We start from the raw sequence: 21,976 nt of genomic DNA, 5'->3' as shown, positions 1-21,976 counted from the left end.
ATTCTAAATGTGCAATTTTTAAATCAAAGTTCCCAAGTAATCCACCTATCCATACCGTCTTTGTACCATTTATCGCCCTGTAAGAACAGAAGGTCATTACTGCGTTCTACTCTAAATTCAATAGGTTGGTTATAGATCAGTCCGTTTTTCCAACCAATAAAACACTTTATTAATTTATCGATTTCTTCATCTGTAGTTAAGTCCATATCCATTTTATAGAGCTGTTGGATCAATGGAATAATTTCTTCAGAACTATGGCTATCATAATGTATTAAAGGAGATAATCTAATAATCTGCTCATTGGGTTTATTGCCCGTTGCAGCTTTTAAGAACATCATAGCAATGTAATTGGCGGTGTCTGGCGGTTGATATAATATGGTTTTAGCTTGGTGCAGTACCGTTTCTTTAAAAAAATTAAATTGAGGTTTCCATTTTGAAAAATGTAATTTCTTTCTTCTGAATTGAAGCGCAATTTGTTTCCAGTTCCAAAAGTCCCTTTTAGAATCTGAAGACATTAAGGAATTGCTGGTACCTAAAGAAACAACGCGAATGGTATTTAGGTCAACACCCAATTTATACGCTTCAATGATTCCCGCTAAAATAGGATTGTTGAATCCGCCGAGAGCACCGTCCCAAAGCTCATAGAATATATCGCTACCCTTAGCCTTAAAGCGTGCAGGAAAATCAAAATATTGTACGGGAGCGTTAGATGAAGCGTTTATGGCCTGTGTAAGTCTAACGGAATCATCTCCTTCGGAATTCGATGAAAACGATTTGAAGAATTTTGCACGATTGTTCAGTGCATCGTATGTTGCAACAACAATTTTAAGTGAATCCTTTCCAATGAGTTTTGGAAGTTCATCCATTTGTATTTTATCGATTTCGGGAAATAAGCTCTCAAATGCTTCCTTTTTTCTTTTGGCACTATATTTAGGTCCAAAACCGGCATTGAAAAGTCCCAGATAATCCACGGGAAAGTATCGATCCTTAAATCTGTTTTTATGAAAAATAGCTGCCCTGTTCTTCTCTTCTTTAAATAAGGAGATGGCCTTGTCAATAGTATAGTCTTCAGCTAAAGCAGCCAATACGATACTACCACCTGAATTGGCAATGACCAAGTCAAATTTGTTCAAAATCTGATGACCATTCATATTACCATATCTGTCTTTTAGCGTAAGTAATTGCATAATTGCCCAACTACCGCCGCCGTCTAATGATAGAATTTTATACATGTGTTATAGAATACCTAGTAAGGATAAATGAGTAGTTAATGAAAAGGACGTGGGAACTACCTTTATTAGACATCTTAAAGTTAGTGAATTATCATTTATAGCCGTTATAGGATGTTCTTAGAATTTATGAGGATATTATATTTTAATACGACCAATTAAAGTTCTGTTAATAAAAAAGAATGAACGTTCATTTTCTGTAACTTTGTACAAAGATTTTAATTCATGGCAGCACTTCAAAAAAGTATAGACAAACGCAACGCATTGATAAATGCAACTATAGAGCTTGTAAATAATGATGGCTTTCATGCAACGCCTATGAGCAAAATTGCTAAAATGGCCTGTGTTTCTCCTGCCACTATTTACCTCTATTTTGAAAACAAGCAAGATTTGGTAAACAAGACATATTTAGAGGTGAAGTCAAGTTATACTGCTTACGCTTTTGCTACTTATGATGAAACCATGTCGGTCAAAGAAGGTTTTGAAGTAATCTGGAAACGTATTGCTGAATTTAAACTAAAAGAAGATGCCTACGCCATGTTCTTGGCCCAATGTGATAATACGCCCATGATAGATGAAGAAAGCAGACAAGAAGGGATAAGGCATTTACAACCCTTGTTAGATTTATGGAAAAGAGGAATTAAAGAAGGAGTTATAAAACCCATGTCAGATTATATGTTGTATGCCTATGCTATAAATCCGCTTTCCTTTTTAACCATTGCTCAAAATCGTGGTGCCTTAGTTTTGGACGACAAACAATTGGAGCTAGCTTTTGAGGCAGCTTGGAGCAGTATAAAAGTATGCGAATAGGATGAAAAAGACAGCAATTATTTTAGGAGCTTCTGGTTTAACGGGTGGCTTGCTTTTAGAGAAACTTATTGTTGATGATAGATATAAAAGCATAAAGTTGTTTTCAAGGTCTAGCATAAAGGGTTTGCCCAATAAAGTGAAGCAGTATATAGGCAATCTTTTAGAATTGGAACAGTTTAAAAATGATTTTACTGGTGATGAAGTCTTTTGTTGTATAGGTACCACCGCAAAAAAGACTCCGGATAAATCTTTGTACAGAGACATTGATTATGGTATACCTGTAGCCGCGGCAAAATTAGCAAAGGCTAATGGAATCAATACTTTTTTGGCTATTTCCGCAATGGGCGCAAATAAAAAAAGTAGTGTTTTCTATAACCGTACTAAAGGAGAAATGGAGCAAGAAGTTTTAAATCAGGCAATACCGAGAACTTCAATTTTAAGACCTTCTTTAATAGGCGGGGAAAGAAACGAACAACGATTACTAGAAAAGATAGGTCTTGTAGTTTTTAAAGTAATTCAGCCCCTATTCATTGGTCCCTTAAAGAAATATAGAATAATTAATGCCGATAGTATTGCACAAGCAATGCTCAATTTGGCAAATACCACGAGTAATACCGATGTTATAATTACGTCGAATGATATAGAACAATTAGCAAAAACAACTTAATTAAGATTAGATAATGGAATTATTGGATAAATTGAACTGGAGATATGCAGCTAAAGCCATGAATGGTGAAAAAGTTGCTGAAGATAAAGTGGAACGCATATTAGAGGCGGCACGCTTGGCTCCTACTTCTAGTGGCTTACAGCCTTTTGAAATTATAGTGGTTAAGAATCAAGAAATAAAAGAACAGATTAGACCGGTAGCATGGAACCAATCTATGATTACAGATTGTTCTCACCTTTTGGTATTTGCCGCTTGGGACACGTATACCGAAGAACGTATTAACTATATGTTCGACCTTACCAATGAAATTCGTGGTTTTAAAAATGAAGGTTGGGAAAACTATAGAAAGATGTTGTTGGATTCATACCCACAAAAAGATGAAGAGGAGAATTTTAACCACGCGGCAAAGCAAGCTTATATTGCTTTTTCACAAGCCATTGCTGCGGCAGCTTTTGAAAAAGTAGATGCAACGCCTATTGAGGGTTTTGATCCTGCAGCTGTAGATAAAATATTGGGTCTTCGTGAAAAAGGATTAAGAAGTGCGGTATTATTGCCGTTAGGCTATAGGAATGAAAGTGAAGATTGGTTGGTGAACCTTGTAAAGGTGAGAAAACCAATGAAAGATTTGGTTACTGTTATAGAATAGTAAAGCCAATGAACAATTAAAAATTAAAAGAGAAAGAAAATGAACAATTTTGAATTTAAGAATCCCACCAAAATCATTTTTGGAAAGGATACGATTAAAAAAATAGAAAGTGAAATACCCGCCAATGCTAAAGTACTTATGCTCTACGGTGGCGGAAGTATTAAGAAAAATGGCATTTACGATCAGGTAACCAAGGCACTGTCCAATTTTGATGTTATTGAGTTTGGCGGAATTCCTGCCAATCCTGAATATGATACATTGATGAAGGCGTTGAAGGTAATTAAGGATGAAAATATATCTTACTTATTGGCAGTAGGCGGCGGTTCTGTAATTGACGGGACAAAATTCCTATCTGCGGCAGCTGTTTATGAAGGTGACACCCCATGGGATATACTTACTAAAAATGTGAGAACCCAAAAAGGAATGCCATTTGGTACGGTTTTAACGTTACCGGCAACAGGTTCTGAAATGAATTCAGGAGCGGTGATCACAAGAGCGGAAACAAAGGAAAAATTAGCCATGGGCGGACCAGGATTGTTCCCAGAGTTTTCCGTACTTGACCCACAAGTGATCACATCCATTCCTGAACGTCAATTGGTAAACGGTATTACCGATGCTTTTACACATGTTTTGGAACAGTACATGACGTATCCTATAGAAGCATCGTTACAAGATAGATTTGCAGAAAGTATTATGCAAACGTTGATTGAAGTAGCGCCAAAGGTGATTAAAGACCCTACGGATTATAAACCTGCGGCCGATTTTATGTGGAGCTGTACCATGGCCTTGAACGGATTAATTCAAAAAGGAGTACCTGGAGATTGGGCCGTACACATGATGGGGCATGAATTAACCGCGTTGTTCGGTATTGATCATGCACGTACATTGGCAATTGTGGCACCAAGTCATTACAAGTATAATTTTGAGGCCAAAAAGGAAAAATTGGCTCAATATGGCGAACGTGTATGGAATATAACCGAGGGAAGTGTTGATGACAAGGCTTATGCGGCTATTGAGAAAACCGAAGCTTTCTTTCAAGAATTGGGCATAGATACCAAATTGTCAGATTATACCAAAGAATACGAAGGTACTGCTGAAGAGATTGCTAAACGTTTTACAGACCGAGGTTGGAAATTAGGTGAGCGACAAGCTTTAATGCCTGAAGACGCTGAAAAAATCGTAAAAATGGCATATTAACATTAAGTTTGAGTGTTGAAAAAGGGGGTGTCTTTACAAAAGGCATCCCCTTTTTGTTTTAAAGGTGCAATACAAGGTTTTTCGGTTATGAACAAATAAGATAAACCAATATCTTCGCGCGCATTATGTGGATGTACCTTGGACTTTTAGCGGCGTTATTTTTAGGATTACACAACTTATGCAAAAAGCATGCTGTACAGGGCAATGAGGTTTTTCCTGTATTGTTGGGTACGATCTCGTCTGGGTTTTTATTACTCCTGCCCTTTTATTTTGGCTCCTTGTTCTTCAAGGAATATATGGTGTCCATAGATTTTTATATCACTAATATTCCTCTTGAAACTCACGGATTTATTGCAATTAAATCAGCGATCATGGCGGCATCATGGGTGCTGGCCTACCAAGCATTAAAACATTTGCCCATAACCATTGTTACGCCCATAAGATCTGCGGGACCATTTTTCACTTTTATAGGTGCCATCACCATTTATCAGGAAAAACCGAATTCATGGCAGTGGATCGGTTTTTTTCTTATCATATTTTCTGTGATTCTCTACTCACGAATCGGTAAAAAAGAAGGAATCCGTTTTAAGCGAAATAAATGGATCTTTGCTATTGTTGGAGCAACTTTTTTAGGAGCTTCAAGCGGTTTGTACGATAAATTTTTAATTCAAAGCTTAGCCTTGAATCCGCAGGCATTGCAATTCTGGTTTTGCTTTTACACCGTTTTATTTTTATTGATCATACTTACGGTAACTTGGTTTCCTTATGCCGAAAAAAGAAAGGCATTTACTTGGAGATGGACCATACCATTGGTGGGTATTTTACTTCAAATTGCAGATTACTTTTACTTTAAGGCATTACAGGATCCAGATGCATTGATCATGCTTTTATCGGCCATTAAACGAAGTCAAATTCTTATTGCCGTGGTCATAGGTGGCTTTATCTTCAAAGAGCAAAATAAGCGTAAAAAGCTAGTTCCATTGGCAGGTATTATGCTGGGCGTTTTTCTAATACTATATAGCTAGTGCTTAAATATACTTTCTAATTGGTATTGCCCCCTTGTAGGTAGTATCTTTGCACATGAACAGCTCGTTTAATTTGTATCATTAGCTATGGCATTTAAAAAACTGAATCCGCATTTACTTGAAAGGTTGACAGCATTGGCAATTGAAAAGCCCACTTCACTTCAGAAGAAGAGTATACCGGTTATTAAAAGTGGAGCAAATGTATATTGTTATGGTCCTAAGGAGAGTGGAAAAACCACCGCTTTAATTTTGACAACATTACAAAAATTACAGTGCAAGGCAGAAGGTAATGCGCCTAGAGCAGTGGTCGTTGTTGAAAACAAAGAAAAAGTGCTGGAGCTCTATGATAAGTTTTTTGAGTATACCAAGTATACGGATATGAGGCTCTATGCCAGTTATAAAGAACTGCATATAGACATTCAGAAGTCGGAAATTTTTGAGGGGATCGATGTTCTGATTACCACCCCTACTACCCTACATAAATTGTTTTTGTCAAATGGTGTAAGTACTTCGCAATTAAAAATTTGCAGTATTGATGACGGTGATTTTTTAATTCAGAAATCCGATTATACCGCAATGGTTACGGTTTCACAAAGTATTAGAAAATGCCAGTATGTACTATATGCTGAAAAATTATCTCCAAAATTAGAGCGATTTGAAGATTTCTTCATGGAACGCGCACAGTATGTCTCTGAGTAAATACGTTTTACTTTTTATATTCTAAATCCTTTAAAACCTTAATGGTGCTTTCGTAACCAATTTTGAAGATCGTATCTATATTGCGCATATCAAAAGTGGCAAACTCACAAAGTTCATTAGGTGATATTACAAATTTACAAATAGGGAATTTTGCAAGAGATTCTGCGGCTGATTTTATTTTGTATGCTCTTTCAAGAACATTGTAAGAATGTTTTAGATCGTTAATGGCTACAGGTTTAAGAGCGTTTACATAGCTGCCAATTATAGTTTCACAAGAGCTTAATAGAGGTTCTACAGGGAAATTGTTCAGTACACCGCCATCTATATAATAAGACCCTTCTATATCAATTGGAGAGAAAACACCGGGAAAAGTTGCCGAGGCTAAAATTGGTTTGATCAATTCTCCTTTTTCAAAAATGACCAATTCGCCCTTTATAATGTCGGTAGCAGTAATAAACAATGGTTTTGGTAAGGCGCCAAAATCATCATTTGGAAAAAACTTTTTAAACTCGTCATAAAACTTTTCGGTATCTAAAAATCCGGGTTTTCTTCTTGCGAACCTATTGGTGTGAAAAATTGGAATTGCCTTGAAAAAGTCTAAAATTTCTTGCCATTGAATACCACCGGCGTATAGGGCACCAACTATGGCACCTGCACTGGTACCTGAAATATGGGTCGGAAAAATATCATATTCTTCCAAGGCTTTTATGGTTCCAATATGGGCTACACCCCTAATACCACCTCCAGATAACACTAATCCTGTATTCATGACCATTTATTTTATTAGGTTAAAATTCAATTTTCTGCCACTATTTCAAATTTTATCAATCCGCCATCAATTTCAGCCTTCTGTAAATATCCACCTTCATAATAGTACACATTTTCATGTTTTTTGGCGTTGATCTTTTTATAGACATGATTGCCTAAAGGTACAATGGTGTTAAAGCTACCATCTTGTTCAGAATAGCAACTATCAATACCTATAGGTTCTTTAAAATATAAAACTATGGTCGCATAATGTATAGCATTTTCTATAACCGATTCTTTCTTTTTGTTTTTAGTAATTAGATAGGTTTGATCTGCACGGTTGGTGATGATATCGGCATAGGGTTTATCATCTACCCCAATGATTACGCTAGCCTTTTTTAATAGGTTATCCTCAAATACAACATCATATTTATAATCTACTTCAATTTCCTTGATCACCCTTGTTTTAATTGTCGTAATACTTTGATAATGAATTTTTGAACCATTAACAACTTTGGTAGCTTTTAAGGTGCCAATGGCTTTGTCTTTATTGATAATGGTAAAGTTTAGGGTATTTTTACTGGTATTAACAGTATTTGGTGCAGCACTTAGCAGAGTCATAGCAAAAATGAAAATACCAAGTAGTTGATTTGTTGACGGCATTGGTTAATTATTGTTTTGATGATGAATAATGTAATGAAGTAGTAAATCTAACAAAACGTGTTCTTGTAAAAACTAACCGTTGTCATATTTCACTACTGTTCATAAACAGAAAAGGCCTACCCATTATGGGTAAGCCCTTTACAAATTCAATTTTAATTTAATTATTCCATATCAATAATACCTACCACTTCATAGGCTCTAGAACCGTCCAGTTGTATTTTTTCATAAAGTATGTTAGCATATTCATAGTATGTTAAACCGTCAATAGTAACTTTTTCATACCCGTCTGGTAATTCATAAACTACGGTGCCAATTTCTGGTTCAACCACCTCATATCCAGAATTTGCTTCAATATAAAAAGTGCCCCCTACATTAAAATAAAGTCGATTATTAAATCTTACCCTTACTGAATTAGCAGGTAAAGTGTTGATTCTAAATCCTACTTTTGGTGCAATGGCAATATATCTACCTCTAGAAGCCGTATAATATTTATTATTGGCATAGTAATAATTTTGACCATTGTGTCTAACCACGGTTTTATTAGGAACCGATCTCACCGAAACCACCTTTTTCGTTGGTGTTCTGTATACTACTTTCTTACTGGAAACCCTTCCAGGTGTTTTAGTTACGGTCCTGGTAGTGGTAGTTTTTGTTGTTGTTCTTTTACGTGTTTGGGCATTGCTAGGTAAAGCAAAAGCAATTAATAACAAACCAAGTATTGCATATGTTTTAGTATTTGTTTTCATCTGTTTTAGTTTTAAAAGTTAAACTTTACTTTATCGTTCCATACTTTGACAAGTAATATGGCAAGTGGTTTAAATGAAACAGATGAAAAAACTGTACTAATAGATGATTTAGGGAATTTGATCTACGAATGAGTAAATTGTATAGAAGTTTTAAGATTGAGTTTTGGTGGTACTTTACGCTATTGGTTTAGCGTTTAAGATTTGGCATTGTTCTGTTGGTTTTTCAATACTTTTCTAATAGACTCACTATCCCAATGAATATCATATTCAACAATGCCTCTTTTAAAATCCTCCTCCAATAATCGCTCTTGCTCTTCAAGTTCTTTTCTAACCTTAAAAAGGTAATCATCATCGCCTTTGGGTTCCATTGCCAGCCTTCTTAAACTAGATTCATCATATTTAATAAAATTCTGGACCTGTCTAATTAAGGTGTATTTTCTAAAACCTAGTTTACTTAAAACATCTTTTGCCAATGCTAAAGAGGTATCTAATGATTCTCGGTAAATATTCTCAAAGCCCAAATTCAGCAATTCATATGCATCATTTCTATTCTGGGCACGTATCATTAATTCTACATGAGGATATTTTTCTTTCACAAGTTTGGTAATTTCTTGTGTTATAGGAGGATTATCTATGGCGCATATCAATATTTTAGCCTTTGCAATACCTGCAGCTTCAAGAAGATCTATTCTAGTGGCATCACCATAATATACTTCAAAACCCATTTTGCGGAGTACATCTACCCTATTGGAGTCTTGATCTAATATAGTAGCTTCAATACCATGAGAGCGTAAAAATCTACCGACCGTACTTCCAAAATGACCAAAACCTACCAAAATAACATTTTGTGATTTCGCAATATGATCCATAGGTCTTTTGATGGACTCCTTAGTTCCAATTTTTGGTAAGATGAATCGTTCGTTTATGATACTTATTATGGGAGTAATGGACATGGTCAGTGCCGTGATTACCAACATTATATCCATCTGTTCCTGATCTAGGATATTTAATTGAAATGCGAAGGATAGCAATACAAAAGCAAATTCCCCAATCTGGGCCAAGCTAAATGTTAACAACAAGTTTTGGTCCAGTTTAAGTTTAAATACCTTTCCCGTAATAAAAAGTATCAATGCCTTTATCAATACTATTGCCAATAATATACCGCCAATGGTCAAAGGAATTTTGGCAATGACCACAAAATTGATGGACGCACCTACGGCTATAAAGAACAAACCTAAAAGAAGGTTTTTAAAAGGTTCAAGGTTACTTTCAAGTTCATGTTTGTACTCACTACTAGAAAGTACCACTCCCCCTAGAAAGGCACCTAAAGCAGGTGATAGGCCAACATACTCCATTAAGAATGAAATACTGAATACGATTAACAAAGCAGAGGCAAACAGCAGTTCCCTAACTCCCGTTTTAGCGACTCTTCTTAACATGGGAACAATTAAATATTGACCCGCACCTATGATCAACACTACAGATAGAATAATTGCCAATGTCTGGTAGCCCATGGGCAAACCATCTAAAAGATTACCGGTAGATTCATGACTATCTGCAGCTGCTTCAACCTCGGTATTGGAAAGCAAAGGAATTGCTCCCAACATAAAGATCACGATGATATCTTGAAATAATAATATGGAAAATGCCGAATTACCAAAGGTAGTTTCCATAAGGCCTTTTTCATCAATAGTTTGCATGGCTATAGCCGTTGATGATAAGGCAACTGCCATAGATATCACCAAGGCAACCTTCCAATCAAAATCAATTAGTATAAAAAAGAGATAAGAGAGCAGCATGGTCCCGGCAACTTGTAAACCACCCATGCCTGCAATGGATTTACGCATATTCCAGAAGTTCTTTGGTTCAATTTCAAGCCCAATCAAGAATAGCATGACCACTACTCCAAATTCAGCAAAATGAAGGATGTCTTCTCCCTCTTCACCTATAAATCCCAAAACATACGGACCTATTAAAACTCCGGCGATCAGATAGCCCAAAACAGAGCTCAAGCCTAATCTTTTAGCTATAGAAACACAGATGATCGCTCCCAATAAAAATACAATGGCATCAAAAAGAAGGCTTCCGGTCATAATTGGTTTGGTTTATTTAGTGCTTTTAATACAACTGAACTTTATGTACTAAGCACCGTCTTTTCATTTTGTAGGCTATCTATCAAAGAACTGTATTGCGAACCGTATTCGCTAAGCTGTTCATCAGTTAATCTATAGGTACCCATAACGGTAAATGGTTGTCTATAATTCATTAGACAAAGGTTGGCGGTCTGTTCAAAAGGTCTTAAAAACTCGGTAATGGTATAGCTATTGCTACCTTGTGAGCAATACAATTCTTTACTTCCACCGGTAGTAATGGCATTTAAACATATTTTTGAAGTTAGGGCCTTGCCCTCTGGTCCGTATGCCCAATTAAATTCCAACACCATATCTATCCATTGCTTTAATAAAGGCGGACAACTGTACCAGTACATTGGATGATGCCAAACGATTACATCATGTTCTTCCAATAATTTTTTTTCATAGGAAACATCAATATGAAAATCTGGATACTCTTCATACAGATCGTGAAAGGTTACACCCTCTTTATTTCTGATATAATTGACCAAAATGGTATTTGCCCTAGATTTTTCAAACTTTGGGTGAGCAAATAAAACAAGTACTTTTTTCATGTTATATCAATTAAGAATAATGACCTATGGTTTAGTAAGCCAATTACTTCGTAATTAGATTAAAGGAGATTTTAATACCCTCTATGATCATACCCGTACCAATAATGGCTATGATAAGACCCATTATTTTTCCAATTACCGAAATAACGTTAAAGCCAACTAATTTTACTATTAAATTACTAAGTCTGAACGTGAAATAAGTTAGAAGGCTCATAAAACCGAATACGGCAATAACTATAGCAATATGTACCGGTTGTGCACTGGACACAAAGTTCATTGCGGTAACAATAGTTCCCGGACCGGCCAAAATTGGAATGGCAAGTGGAGACACGGCAATATTCTCATCAATATTAACGTGTTTTATATTTTTTACATTAGATTGTTTTGATTGAAGCATCTCAAAACCAATATAGAAAATTAGAATTCCGCCCGTAATCTTAAACGCCGGAATACTGATATTGAAAAGTTCAAAAATATACTTGCCTAAAAGCACAAATACCAATACAATAATAAATGCAATTAGGTTTGCTCTTTTATTGATATCCTCCTTGGTTTTATTATCGGCACCTTGGGTTAGCGATAAAAAAACGGTCATGTTAGAAATTGGGTTTGTAATGGCAAAGAAACCAGTAAAAACGGCAATTGAAAATGTAATTAAGTCATCCATTATTATGAGCAAAAATTAATCGTGCAAGAACTTCAATTCCATTTTAAATTCCTAAATAATTTTGAAACTTTTGGGAATTATTGAAAAATAAGAAAAGCTTGGACCATTTTAAAATTAATCTCATTTTTAAACTGGAATACTTTAAGGGTACAGGTTTTAAATTACTTGCCAATTTCAAACAAAATAAACTGATTGAGTTGACTGCCGTAAAGATTGAAGTTGTTATCGGCAACCACAATTAAAGACCTTTTACCATTTTCAAAATTTGGTCCAAACGTAATACCTTCAATATTGTCTACAACACCGTTTGTTAACTCATTTCTAATAGTATCAAAATTATACAAAAGCTTTTTGGTTGCCTTTGAGTAGTTTCTGTCTTTTAAACTTATAAAATTGCTTACGTCCGTTGCATTACTGGCATCTACATCATAAATTTTAACCGTGTTACCACCATCTTGGTACCCCATAGCGTAAGAACGTTCCAAAACTAAAAACTTATTGGTATCATATTCCAAAATTTCTACAACACCGTTCAATTCAAAAGAATGCCCATTTATAGCTTGCCTGGCTACATTATCTAACTCGTATACTATTTCTTTTTCAAAACTATGGGTTTCCTTATTGATAAAAGCAATCCTTACTGGCGAATCAGTCTCGTCTAACGTTGGTTCATCGCCATCTTGTTTTAATGGTAATTCCATTGCCGCCCAATACCCATTTTGGTGATGACTTAAGGTTATACTTTCAAAAACACCATTATGACGAGGACCAAACTTTGGGTCAGCGTGGATTAAAAAGCGGTCTCTGATATCAATGTCTTTAACGAATTTTCCGTTTGAATCTGAAATACGTACAAATGGGTTTACTCCATTATTGATATTACCTTCATTTGTCCAAATGAACGAGCCGTTATCATATCTTAAAGATTCTGGATCAATACTTCCTTTAGAAAAACCTAGACCATTTTTATCTTTAAGGAGTATAACCGATTTCATGAAGATGGAATCAAAGCCATTTAAGTCAAACGAAATCTCAGCCTGATAAAATCTTGGAAATTCAGTATCATCACTGATTAAATAATAACTGCCATTTGCATAATCAATACTGGATAAGCCACCAACTTTAGTGCTGTTAAGAGCTGATTCTGCTGGCAGAACATACTCATCTACAAAACGTAAGTTTATAGTGTTTTCTGCTTCCTTGCTATCCTTTTTACCACCGCAAGACGTTATTATTAAAGCTGTGCATGCAAATAGCAATGTTACTACAATCCTCATTTTATTGGTGTTAATAGCGAAATTTTATTGGCACCGCCAAAGGGTATAATACCCCGAGGCTTGCCTCGAATTTAAAAGTTTATTTTCGTTGAATGCCTCATGGGCTTATCCTGAGGTGTTTTACTCTTGCAAAATTATTCATAATAAAAAGGTTGTATCAAATTAAAAGAACAAAAAAGTCCTAAACCAATGTATTTGTTATAGAAAGTAAATTTTCAATTTTCTGAGTGTTGTATGCATCTGCGTGTGCTGTGGCATATGAACCTTTATCATTATCAAAATACTCACCTGATTTTGCTAAATCTGTCATACTTAAATTGTACAGAATGTCAACCCCTTTTTCTGCAGGAGACCAATGCTGTCCGTAAGCTTCTTTAGCCATTTTGGTATTTAATAAAGAACCCGGGTTTACTGCCACTACCGTAATTGATGGTTCTTGTTCCGCTAAATAAAAACTCCACATTGTTAATGCTAGTTTGCTTTGTGCGTATGCTTCGTTGGCGCCCAAGCCTGTTTTACCTTCTAATGCTTGTATATTTATAGTAGATTGCGCGGCAGAACTTAAATTCACAATTCTTGGTGCGTCCGATGCTTTTAAATTTGCTAATATGCCATTAGTAAATACATATGGTGCAAAGTAATTTACCACAAACCGTATATCTGTAGTTCCACTACTATCATTTGTCATTAAAACGCCTGCATTGTTGACCAAAACATCAATTACCGGCATTTTTTCAGCAACTTCTTCAGCCATATTTTTAACCGCAATTAAGTCTGAAAAATCCGCTAAAAAGCCTATTACATTTTCATTATTAGATTGTTGTTTAATTTCTTTTAAAGTAGCGCTTAATTTAGCATCACTCCTACCGTGAATGGCTACAAAGTGCCCTTCTTTAGCCAAACGCAAGGCAAGTAATTTTCCTATGCCGTCGGTACTCCCTGTTATTAATATATGTTTCATTGTATTTTTTATGTTGATGAAAACTGGCAATACAACTATTGCCAGTTTTATAATTTTATTGGCACCGCCAAAGGGTATAATATTCCGAGGCTTGCCTCGAATTTAAAGGTTTGTTTCCTTTGAATTCCTCATGGGCTTGCACGGAGATGTTTTACTTTTTGTCTAATATAATAAACTACACTTGCTGTAATTAGAATGGTGCAACGGTATCTTTAGGACCATCAGGTAAACTCCAACGTTGGCGAGCCGTAACACTTTCTAATGCAATGTCTTTGATTGAACCATTGCTACCAATGTTTCCGTAACTGCTAGTACTACCACGTGGTATTTGCATACGGTCACCATACAGCCAAACTACTAAATTACTGCGTTGTCCGCTTGTAATTGAATGTGTTGCGTGTGGCACATTACCTCTATGGATGATGGCTTTTCCTGGCTCAAAAATAGCTTGTACCGTTTTTCCAGAAGCTTTATCATAAAAATCGACCTCAGATCCTGTAAACTTTTCATCCGGTAAGTTAATGTTGATATTCAAGGTAGCCGCAGAAGCATCGGTATGTGCGTGTAAATCCTTGTCCTTATCTGGATTGTACTGTATTGAAAATCCAAAAGTCTGATTGTCATAACCATAGGTTCCCAATAGCAAGCGCGCTATAGGACGCATAAAACGGTCCATCATATCATTATAAAAAGCCTGAAAATTAGGTGCAGCCAAATGCCCTTCAGAACGAGGATCTAGCATCATTCCATATCGGTTTAACTGTATGCCATAAGGCGCACGTTTTGGTACTCTTGAGTTTGCAACAGCTTCTAAATAGTTGCGGAAATCCGCTAAGCGATCTACATCAAAAAACTGTGCCACATAAACACCAGGTATAACTTCTTCCCATAAATCGGCAACAGCAGATTCTTTTTCTGGATTTTCCCAAGCGTCCTTAATAGCTTTACGTAAACGTGGGTCAAGCAAAGTTTCGTCAGGAACTAGTAAATCGTCTTTGTTTTCTATTTCCCACTCTGCCCAAGCAGCTTCTAGCAATTTACGGTTTTCATTCCAAAATCGTGCAACTGATGGATCGCGTCTTAACGATAATTCTCTTGATGGTACTTCTAAAGCACGAGCTTCTGCAAGTGCATTGGTATGTTCTATTGTTTTCATAATTATATGTTTTAAGTATAGCTACTGCTATTGTATTTTTTATCTATAACAAAATTACGCACAACCGGCTGTTCTGCTTTGGTAGTAAAAATGGAGGTTTTAGTAAAAAACAAGGTTTTGCTATGTTTTAAATGAAAAATGCCTCTAAAAAGAGGCATTTAACACTATTAATCAACCATAAGGATACATTGCAAATCCCTATTGTTTTTAGTTCTCAACTACTATTTTACCAATAGCTTTTCCGCTTTGTAAATGTGCGTAAGCATCACCAACTTCTTCTAACGAGAACTTGTTTTCATCTACTATTGGCGTTAAATGTCCCTCATTAGAAATTTCAGCCAAACGCTCTAAAATATTTCCGTGTTCCTCTCTTTTAAAATTATGCAACATTGGTATTAGCATAAATACCACGTGTAATGATGCTCCTTTAAAATGCAACGGAGTTAAGTCTAACTCACATAACGACACCGTAGTAGAAATATGCCCGTTTAAGGCAACAGCTTCAATAGAATTGGTCAGGTTTGCACCACCAACAGTATCAAAAACCACATCAAAACCACCATCGGTATATTTTGCTGTGTAATCTGCTACTTTTTCAGTTTTAAAATCGATGAAGGTTGCACCAAATTTTTCAACAATAGCTTTTTGATTACCACCAGTACCTGTAGCAAAAACTTCTGCTCCAAAATACTTTGCCAACTGCACCGCTAAATGACCAACACCACCAGAACCACCGTGTACCAATACTTTCTGACCTTCTTTTACGCCTGCTCTTGTTAAACCTTCATAAGCTGTAATAGCTACCAAAGGTAAAGCTGCAGTTTCGCGCATAGTTAAGCCTTTTGGTTTGTGCGCTACAAGGTTGCTATCGGCTACAATATATTCAGTTAAGGTTCCTGGTAAATCGGCTAATCCGCCAGCGCAACCATATATTTCATCGCCTACATTAAAACCTTCTACGCCATCTCCAACCGATTCTATGGTTCCTGAGAAATCCATACCTAATAAGGCTGGTGTAGCTGGTGATAATGGTAAATCGGTTCCCATATTTTTAATCATAGTGTCAATCGTATTTACACTAGATGCCGCTATTTTCACCAATACGTGATTTGCTTTTACTGTTGGTTTTTCTATTTCTGATACTTCGAAATTTCCGTTTTCTCCGTAGTTGTTTATAAGCATTGCTTTCATAATCTTTCTTCTTTTTATTGTTTTAATCTGTTTATCTTTGGAAATATCTCTAGCCTTAGACAGAGACTTTATTTTATTCGCTATTCGCTATTCGCTGTGCGCAACACGCTCTACGCAAACTGTGATATGCGATTGGCGTAAAGCGTGTAGCGCTCGGCGCTCGGCGCCCTTAATTTACTTCTTGAATATCCATTACCATTTGTTCCCAATTCTTTTGGTTGTTATGGTCAAACTGAGCGCCATTTTCATCTGCGTAGGTGAATCTTTTTATGGCTGGTGTTCTGCTCGTAGCCTGAAATAACTGGTAAGCTTCTTCTTTTAAAGCTTCCTTTATTGGTAAGTCTATAGACGCATATACCGCACGTTTGCTAGCTGCTATAGAATCTGCCGGAAATTTAGAAATGCGCTCTGCCAAAGCATCCACATAAGGTCCTATTTCATCTGCATCTAATGCTTTGTTAATAGTTCCGAACTTTTCAGCTTCGTCTGCATCCCAATCTCTGGCTCCCAAAATAATTTCAAGTGCTTTTCCAAGTCCTGTTTGTCTTGCCATACGTGAAGCGCCACCACCACAAGGTAAAATGCCCATACCTACTTCCATTTGCATAAATTTGGCTTTACCTCTTGCTGCAAAACGCATATCCAGTGCCAACGCCATTTCGTGTCCGCCACCACGCGCAAAACCTTCAATTTTAGCTATGGTTGCTTGTGGTACGTTGCTTAATCTTTCTAAAATTGCTTGTAAGTCCAATAACTGTACTTCGTTTCTAGGTACCGCTTCCATAGACATATCTCTAAGTAAGTTGGTATCATAATGACACACCCAATAATCTGGATTTGAAGATTCAAAAACAACTACTTTTACGCTTCTATCGCGCTCTAATCGTAAACAAAGACTACTTAAATCTGCAATCATTTCTTGCCCTTGTACGTTTACAGGACCAAAATTGATAGTCACTGTTAAAATTCCTCCTTTTTGTTCTGCTGTAAATGTTTGAAAATTCTTGTATTCCATAGTATTGAGTTTTTGGTTAATTATTGTTCTGTTAGTATTACAGGACAAAGTTACCTAGGCACTCAAGCTTTGGATAAGTAAAAAACAAAGGGCTTTTAGTAAAAAAAGAGGTAAATGGTAATTTATTGGGAAATACTTGCCTTATAAGCACCAATAGTCATCCCCTTATAACTTTGGAAAGTCTTGTTAAGGTGACTAGAATCTGTAAAGCCTAATTCCATTGCAATCTCTGAGAACTGCAGATCCGTATATTTTAATCGGGTTTCTACCAGTTTTAATTTGTAGTTAAGAATGTACTTTTTTAGCGACACATCAGTATGTTTTTTAAAATATTCACTGATGTAATTGTCCGCCATATGAAACTCTTCTGCCAAGTTTTTGGTGGTCAGCAATTCAGGATTGTAAATATTGGCGTGAATAAAGTTGATGATTTGCTGAATTTTAGAAGACTCCACAATTTTGGTACTCATATCAGCATTTAGAAACTGAATGTTACGGGCAATAAGGTGAAGAATTACAGAAAGTGAATTTTGAATGATAAACAGATCGTATGATTTCTTTTTATCGTTTTCCGCAGCCACCATTTTTATCAATGAAAGTAAATGTATTTTGTCCGATTCGGTTTCAAAACGCATTTCACGTAATTGATGACTTTCACTGTTTAGAATCCCTTCAATTTTACGAAACCAATCGTTCACTGGAAGATTTGCATTTTGTGGCGCATCTCCCCTAAAAAAGCTTTTCAAGAATTTAATGGCAATGGTAGTAGTTGCCGATTCCGGATTTACGATATAAATATCATCTGGTACAAAAACAAAAATGCTGTTAGCCGAATAGTTTACTGTTTTCCCATTAATCTTTATGGTGCCGCTACCCTTTTCAAAATACACGATTTCAAAAAACCTGATGTTAGTATACTTACAAAACTCAAAAAAGGTTTGGTCTTTGTATTCTTGAATTACAATATTTTCGATTATGGTACGTGGCATAGGGCTTAAAAGTACTATATAATTTTTGCTTCGGTTTCAAGCGCTAAAAATTTATGGATGTCACTAACTACAATAGACCCTTCACCTACTGCCGAAGCTACACGTTTAACCGACCCGGAACGCACATCGCCAACAGCAAAAAGTCCTGGCAAACTGGTTTCAAAAGTGTAAGGCTTTCTATGTTTGAAAACTGATTCGCCATTTAAAGCATTGTCGCAAATAGTGAGCCCTGTATGTACAAAGCCTTTAGCATCCGTATCTATGATATTGTCTAACCACTCCGTACACGGTTTTGCGCCAACAAATGTAAACAGGTAATTAATGTTGTTTTGGACTAAAGTATCGTTTTGCTTGATTTCTACCTTTTCCAAATACGTATCGCCGTCAACCTTAACGACATTACTACCCGTTAAAACTTCAATATTATCACATGCGAAAATTCGCTGCACTAGATAATCGCTCATTTTTGCGCCAATATCCTCGTTTCTGATGATTACATATACTTTATGCGCATGGCTTGCCAAAAACAATGCCGCCTGACCTGCAGAGTTGCCACCGCCCACAATACCTATTTCGCTGTTTTTACACATATTGGCATGCATTGAAGTGGCACTGTAGTACACTCCGGAACCTTCAAATTTTTCAATACCTTCTAAAGGCAGTCTTCTATACGCGGCACCTGTTGCGGCAATGACCGTTTTAGCCTTTAATATAGATGTGTTGTTAGAATTAACTTCGTAATAACCTTCTTTGCGCACTATGCCCTCTACCCTATGCGGTACGGAAATGGTACAACCAAACTTTTGTGCCTGTATGTAGCCATTATTGGCAAGGTCACGTCCTGAAATTCCGGTAGGAAACCCAAGATAGTTCTCAATTTTAGAACTTTTACCGGCTTGTCCGCCAGGGGAAGTACTATCTATAGTCAACACTTTTAAGCCTTCTGAAGCGGCATAAACACTAGCAGCCAAGCCAGCGGGACCAGCACCTACCACCAGAACATCATAAATATCATCATCCAATTGTAATCTAACACCGGTACACGTACCAATTTCATCTATGGATGGGCGAACGGAAATCTCATTCTGACTATTGATCAAAACAGGCAAGTCAGATTCTTTTAAATTGAAAGTTTCCAATAGTTGCACCAATCCGTCTTCCTTATCCGAATCAATAAAATTGTACCAAATATCATTCTTATCCATGAAATCACGAATAGCGTAGGTTTCATTGGAGTGTTCAGAACCAATTAGCTTAATACCCTGAACGTTGTTTTTAAGCGCGTCTTCACGCAATAAAAATGCATTCAGAAGTACATCGCTAATATCACTGAATTTGGCAATGGCACTTTTTAGATTATCAGGACTAATTCTTATAAGCTGCGTATTTGCCAAGGTTTCACCACAAACCCCAACGGCTCTGTGCGAAAGAATACTACTTGAACCTGAGAATTGATGCCTGGTATGAATGGCAATATTTTCATCTTTTTTGTCAGGATCAATAATTCTGATTCCGCCAGTAAGCACCACAAAAAAATCATAATGCCGGTCTCCAAAATCTAAAACGATCGTTGGCTCCTTATAGAACTCTATTTCACCGTACTTCTTAAGTTTTTCTACCTGAACATTGGTTAATTCAGGAAATTTTGGATCGATCATAATTGGTTTGATTGTTTAGATAGTGATAACCTTGAACATAAGATAATGTTTGTAATCTATTTTACCTCATAATCTCCATTACTTCTAATGTAGATAACTGTTTCTTTAGCTGTGGAAATGATTGAAGTTGCATTTTCTTCAGCTCCAAAATAAGAACCGGGCTGCAACTCATTTTTAGTATCTTTTTTAGAAAACTGATGTGTTACTTCACCAGAAATGACCACTGCTCTAAAATTAGGACTTAAGTTTTTAATCTTTCCATTAAAACCAGCTGGCAATTTTAAAAGTGCGGCACGTAGCTGATTTTTTTCGTGACTTCCCCATAAAAATGCAGTTTCTACATTGCTCTTTTCAGAAACCCATTGGATGTCGTTAGCATTTAACCAAACCAAGTTTGTTTTATCAACATTTACAGGTCTTTCGCCATTATCAAAAGCTTCTGATGTTGGTTTTACCAAATACGGACCTTCTTGAATGTCTAAAAAAGCTAAATTTTCTTCACCGTCAGCAGCGGTAATATGCGCTTCTCCCGCTGGCTGTTGCCAATAAGAACCTGCTGGCAGCCATTGTTTCTCGGCATTCTCATCATCATTATGTAACAATCCCTTAATTACTACACCTCTATAGGTTATGTTGTGAATGTGTGGTGGTGATGAAAATCCTTTTTTGAATTTCACCAAAAATCCCGCTGGTTCGTTTTTGGTTCTGTCTCCCCAAAGTTTTCCTGCAGCCGGACTTTTATCGCCTCGTAAAGGGTTTAACCAACCCCATTCTACATTATCTGCGGTTACCACTTCATTTACAGACTTAATGTCGTCTGTTGTTGGTGTTTGTGCAGTTATCTTGTTACTTGCAAATACAGCCGTTACAGCTAAAATTGATAATATATTTTTCATTTTGCTTAATTTATTTGACTCATAGAGTCTAAAATCCTTCTAAAACAATTTTGCCTTTTGCTTTTCCGGTTTCTAAAAAAGCATGAGCTTTTCTAAGGTTTTCTGCATTAATAGTCCCGAAGTTTTCTCCCAATGTGGTTCTTACTGTTCCGTTGTCTATAAGCTCAGAAACTTCGTTTAAAATGTTATGCTGCTCAATCATATCATCGGTCTGGAACATAGAGCGCGTAAACATTAACTCAATGTGTGTAGATACCGCTTTACCTTTAAAAAGCATCACGTTTAAGGATGTTGGGTCATCTATAAATCCGAATTTCCCCTGTGGCTTAATCAATTTTGCAATTTCATCTACGTGATGTTCAGTAGCATTTAAACTCACTACGTATTCAGGTGCTGGCAAGTGGTATTTTTCAAATTCCACGCTAAGCTTATTTCTGTGATTAATTACCGTATCTGCACCCAATTCTTTTAACCAAAAGGTAGTTTCTTCTCTAGAAGCGGTACCAATTATATTCAATTTTGTAAGCTTTTTAGCCAGTTGGACCAAAATAGAACCCACGCCACCAGCAGCACCAATAACCAAAATAGATTTGTTGGTATCATCTTTAGAAACCTCTAATCTATGAAACAGCATTTCGTAAGCCGTTAGCGTAGTTAATGGTAAGGCAGCAGCTTCTGCAAACGATAAACTTGCAGGTTTTTTACCTACAATACGCTCATCAACCAACTGATATTCGGCATTACTACCTTGTCGGTTTAAATCACCAGCATACCAAACTTCATCACCTACATTAAAAAGAGATACATCTTCTCCTACTTCCTTAACAACACCTGTGGCATCCCAACCAATAACACTCCATTCTCCATCTGGAGCTGGTCTATTGGCTCTAATTTTATAATCTACAGGGTTTACCGAAATGGCTTTTACTTCAACTAAAATATCTTTTCCTGTTGCTTTAGGCATATCTATTTCTATATCCTGAAGCGAATTAACATCTGTTGCCGGAAGATTTTTTTTGTATCCTATTGCTTTCATAAATGTGATTTTTAA

At 36.4% G+C, this 21,976-nt stretch carries 22 protein-coding genes; 6 read left to right on the top strand and 16 right to left on the bottom strand.

Translation table 11 applies throughout. The features are described 5' to 3' along the window. Positions 1–23 precede the first annotated feature (23 nt). The gene (locus CSC80_RS15020) at positions 24–1,232 is read right to left on the bottom strand and encodes a patatin-like phospholipase family protein (protein WP_099192904.1); all 1,209 of its coding nucleotides are present in this window, start codon (positions 1,230–1,232) and stop codon (positions 24–26) included. 222 nt (positions 1,233–1,454) lie between these two features. Here CSC80_RS15020 and CSC80_RS15015 point away from each other — a divergent pair, with 222 nt between their 5' ends. The 6 genes from CSC80_RS15015 to CSC80_RS14990 all read left to right on the top strand — a co-directional run bounded on the left by CSC80_RS15015 (position 1,455) and on the right by CSC80_RS14990 (position 6,273). After that, entirely contained in the window at positions 1,455–2,039 is a 585-nt protein-coding gene (locus CSC80_RS15015; RefSeq protein WP_099192903.1) for a TetR/AcrR family transcriptional regulator, read from the top strand. 1 nt (position 2,040) lies between these two features. Beyond that, complete coding sequence (locus CSC80_RS15010; protein ID WP_099192902.1) at positions 2,041–2,706, top strand: NAD(P)H-binding protein; 666 nt, start codon at positions 2,041–2,043, stop codon at positions 2,704–2,706. Between the two features lie 13 nt (positions 2,707–2,719). Beyond that, entirely contained in the window at positions 2,720–3,352 is a 633-nt protein-coding gene (locus CSC80_RS15005; protein ID WP_071342269.1) for a nitroreductase family protein, read from the top strand. A gap of 39 nt (positions 3,353–3,391) precedes the next feature. Beyond that, positions 3,392–4,549 (top strand): iron-containing alcohol dehydrogenase, encoded by a 1,158-nt coding sequence (locus CSC80_RS15000; protein WP_099192901.1) that lies wholly within the window; start codon positions 3,392–3,394, stop codon positions 4,547–4,549. A 125-nt stretch (positions 4,550–4,674) separates the two neighbouring features. Further along, positions 4,675–5,574, top strand: a complete 900-nt coding sequence (locus CSC80_RS14995) for an EamA family transporter (protein ID WP_099192900.1) — start codon at positions 4,675–4,677, stop codon at positions 5,572–5,574. A gap of 87 nt (positions 5,575–5,661) precedes the next feature. Further along, positions 5,662–6,273 carry a DEAD/DEAH box helicase gene (locus tag CSC80_RS14990; RefSeq protein ID WP_099192899.1) on the top strand — a complete coding sequence of 204 codons (612 nt, stop codon included), beginning with the start codon at positions 5,662–5,664 and terminating at the stop codon, positions 6,271–6,273. Between the two features lie 7 nt (positions 6,274–6,280). Here the strand turns inward: CSC80_RS14990 and CSC80_RS14985 are convergent, their stop codons facing one another. From CSC80_RS14985 to CSC80_RS14915, 15 genes are all read right to left on the bottom strand, one after another. Beyond that, entirely contained in the window at positions 6,281–7,042 is a 762-nt protein-coding gene (locus CSC80_RS14985; RefSeq protein WP_099192898.1) for a patatin-like phospholipase family protein, read from the bottom strand. Positions 7,043–7,068: 26 nt separating this feature from the next. Next, positions 7,069–7,683 (bottom strand): DUF6134 family protein, encoded by a 615-nt coding sequence (locus tag CSC80_RS14980; RefSeq protein WP_201796644.1) that lies wholly within the window; start codon positions 7,681–7,683, stop codon positions 7,069–7,071. A 161-nt stretch (positions 7,684–7,844) separates the two neighbouring features. After that, on the bottom strand, positions 7,845–8,429 hold the full coding sequence (locus tag CSC80_RS14975; RefSeq protein ID WP_099192897.1) for a DUF6515 family protein: 585 nt from the start codon (positions 8,427–8,429) through the stop codon (positions 7,845–7,847). 194 nt (positions 8,430–8,623) lie between these two features. Next, the gene (locus CSC80_RS14970) at positions 8,624–10,522 is read right to left on the bottom strand and encodes a monovalent cation:proton antiporter-2 (CPA2) family protein (protein ID WP_091604179.1); all 1,899 of its coding nucleotides are present in this window, start codon (positions 10,520–10,522) and stop codon (positions 8,624–8,626) included. A 41-nt stretch (positions 10,523–10,563) separates the two neighbouring features. Beyond that, entirely contained in the window at positions 10,564–11,115 is a 552-nt protein-coding gene (locus CSC80_RS14965; protein ID WP_099192896.1) for an NAD(P)H-dependent oxidoreductase, read from the bottom strand. Between the two features lie 43 nt (positions 11,116–11,158). Then, positions 11,159–11,782, bottom strand: a complete 624-nt coding sequence (locus tag CSC80_RS14960; RefSeq protein WP_058102779.1) for a MarC family protein — start codon at positions 11,780–11,782, stop codon at positions 11,159–11,161. A 161-nt stretch (positions 11,783–11,943) separates the two neighbouring features. Beyond that, positions 11,944–13,059, bottom strand: a complete 1,116-nt coding sequence (locus CSC80_RS14955) for an esterase-like activity of phytase family protein (RefSeq protein ID WP_099192895.1) — start codon at positions 13,057–13,059, stop codon at positions 11,944–11,946. Positions 13,060–13,240: 181 nt separating this feature from the next. Continuing rightward, complete coding sequence (locus CSC80_RS14950; protein ID WP_099192894.1) at positions 13,241–14,020, bottom strand: SDR family NAD(P)-dependent oxidoreductase; 780 nt, start codon at positions 14,018–14,020, stop codon at positions 13,241–13,243. A gap of 190 nt (positions 14,021–14,210) precedes the next feature. Then, complete coding sequence (locus tag CSC80_RS14945) at positions 14,211–15,176, bottom strand: 2OG-Fe(II) oxygenase (RefSeq protein WP_099192892.1); 966 nt, start codon at positions 15,174–15,176, stop codon at positions 14,211–14,213. Positions 15,177–15,383: 207 nt separating this feature from the next. Then, positions 15,384–16,367 carry a zinc-dependent alcohol dehydrogenase family protein gene (locus CSC80_RS14940; RefSeq protein ID WP_099192890.1) on the bottom strand — a complete coding sequence of 328 codons (984 nt, stop codon included), beginning with the start codon at positions 16,365–16,367 and terminating at the stop codon, positions 15,384–15,386. 169 nt (positions 16,368–16,536) lie between these two features. Then, entirely contained in the window at positions 16,537–17,382 is an 846-nt protein-coding gene (locus CSC80_RS14935; RefSeq protein ID WP_099192888.1) for an enoyl-CoA hydratase/isomerase family protein, read from the bottom strand. A 122-nt stretch (positions 17,383–17,504) separates the two neighbouring features. Next, a complete protein-coding gene (locus tag CSC80_RS14930) occupies positions 17,505–18,371 on the bottom strand; it encodes an AraC family transcriptional regulator (RefSeq protein ID WP_099192886.1) in 867 nt (288 codons plus the stop codon). 14 nt (positions 18,372–18,385) lie between these two features. Further along, positions 18,386–20,029, bottom strand: coding sequence for an FAD-dependent oxidoreductase (locus CSC80_RS19795; protein ID WP_099192884.1), 1,644 nt, complete (start codon positions 20,027–20,029; stop codon positions 18,386–18,388). A gap of 56 nt (positions 20,030–20,085) precedes the next feature. Further along, positions 20,086–20,925: a DUF4437 domain-containing protein gene (locus CSC80_RS14920; RefSeq protein WP_099192882.1), complete on the bottom strand. Its 840-nt coding sequence runs from the start codon at positions 20,923–20,925 to the stop codon at positions 20,086–20,088. 28 nt (positions 20,926–20,953) lie between these two features. After that, entirely contained in the window at positions 20,954–21,961 is a 1,008-nt protein-coding gene (locus tag CSC80_RS14915; RefSeq protein WP_099192880.1) for a zinc-binding alcohol dehydrogenase family protein, read from the bottom strand. Positions 21,962–21,976: the final 15 nt, after the last annotated feature.

The sequence above is a fragment of the Maribacter sp. 6B07 genome (genome assembly GCF_002700155.1).
Taxonomy (GTDB): Bacteria; Bacteroidota; Bacteroidia; order Flavobacteriales; family Flavobacteriaceae; genus Maribacter; species Maribacter dokdonensis.
Note: the sequence above shows the minus strand (reverse complement) of the source record. Positions and strands in the feature narration are given on the sequence as shown.

Coding starts and splice junctions, on each gene's coding strand:
- CSC80_RS14935 (WP_099192888.1), bottom strand. CDS start 17,382: ATGGAATACAAGAATTTTCAAACATTTACAGCAGAACAAAAAGGAGGA.
- CSC80_RS14950 (WP_099192894.1), bottom strand. CDS start 14,020: ATGAAACATATATTAATAACAGGGAGTACCGACGGCATAGGAAAATTA.
- CSC80_RS19795 (WP_099192884.1), bottom strand. CDS start 20,029: ATGATCGATCCAAAATTTCCTGAATTAACCAATGTTCAGGTAGAAAAA.
- CSC80_RS14915 (WP_099192880.1), bottom strand. CDS start 21,961: ATGAAAGCAATAGGATACAAAAAAAATCTTCCGGCAACAGATGTTAAT.
- CSC80_RS15010 (WP_099192902.1), top strand. CDS start 2,041: ATGAAAAAGACAGCAATTATTTTAGGAGCTTCTGGTTTAACGGGTGGC.
- CSC80_RS14965 (WP_099192896.1), bottom strand. CDS start 11,115: ATGAAAAAAGTACTTGTTTTATTTGCTCACCCAAAGTTTGAAAAATCT.
- CSC80_RS15000 (WP_099192901.1), top strand. CDS start 3,392: ATGAACAATTTTGAATTTAAGAATCCCACCAAAATCATTTTTGGAAAG.
- CSC80_RS14955 (WP_099192895.1), bottom strand. CDS start 13,059: ATGAGGATTGTAGTAACATTGCTATTTGCATGCACAGCTTTAATAATA.
- CSC80_RS15020 (WP_099192904.1), bottom strand. CDS start 1,232: ATGTATAAAATTCTATCATTAGACGGCGGCGGTAGTTGGGCAATTATG.
- CSC80_RS14980 (WP_201796644.1), bottom strand. CDS start 7,683: ATGCCGTCAACAAATCAACTACTTGGTATTTTCATTTTTGCTATGACT.
- CSC80_RS14985 (WP_099192898.1), bottom strand. CDS start 7,042: ATGAATACAGGATTAGTGTTATCTGGAGGTGGTATTAGGGGTGTAGCC.
- CSC80_RS14975 (WP_099192897.1), bottom strand. CDS start 8,429: ATGAAAACAAATACTAAAACATATGCAATACTTGGTTTGTTATTAATT.
- CSC80_RS15015 (WP_099192903.1), top strand. CDS start 1,455: ATGGCAGCACTTCAAAAAAGTATAGACAAACGCAACGCATTGATAAAT.
- CSC80_RS14920 (WP_099192882.1), bottom strand. CDS start 20,925: ATGAAAAATATATTATCAATTTTAGCTGTAACGGCTGTATTTGCAAGT.
- CSC80_RS14990 (WP_099192899.1), top strand. CDS start 5,662: ATGGCATTTAAAAAACTGAATCCGCATTTACTTGAAAGGTTGACAGCA.
- CSC80_RS15005 (WP_071342269.1), top strand. CDS start 2,720: ATGGAATTATTGGATAAATTGAACTGGAGATATGCAGCTAAAGCCATG.
- CSC80_RS14960 (WP_058102779.1), bottom strand. CDS start 11,782: ATGGATGACTTAATTACATTTTCAATTGCCGTTTTTACTGGTTTCTTT.
- CSC80_RS14945 (WP_099192892.1), bottom strand. CDS start 15,176: ATGAAAACAATAGAACATACCAATGCACTTGCAGAAGCTCGTGCTTTA.
- CSC80_RS14970 (WP_091604179.1), bottom strand. CDS start 10,522: ATGACCGGAAGCCTTCTTTTTGATGCCATTGTATTTTTATTGGGAGCG.
- CSC80_RS14995 (WP_099192900.1), top strand. CDS start 4,675: ATGTGGATGTACCTTGGACTTTTAGCGGCGTTATTTTTAGGATTACAC.
- CSC80_RS14940 (WP_099192890.1), bottom strand. CDS start 16,367: ATGAAAGCAATGCTTATAAACAACTACGGAGAAAACGGAAATTTCGAA.
- CSC80_RS14930 (WP_099192886.1), bottom strand. CDS start 18,371: ATGCCACGTACCATAATCGAAAATATTGTAATTCAAGAATACAAAGAC.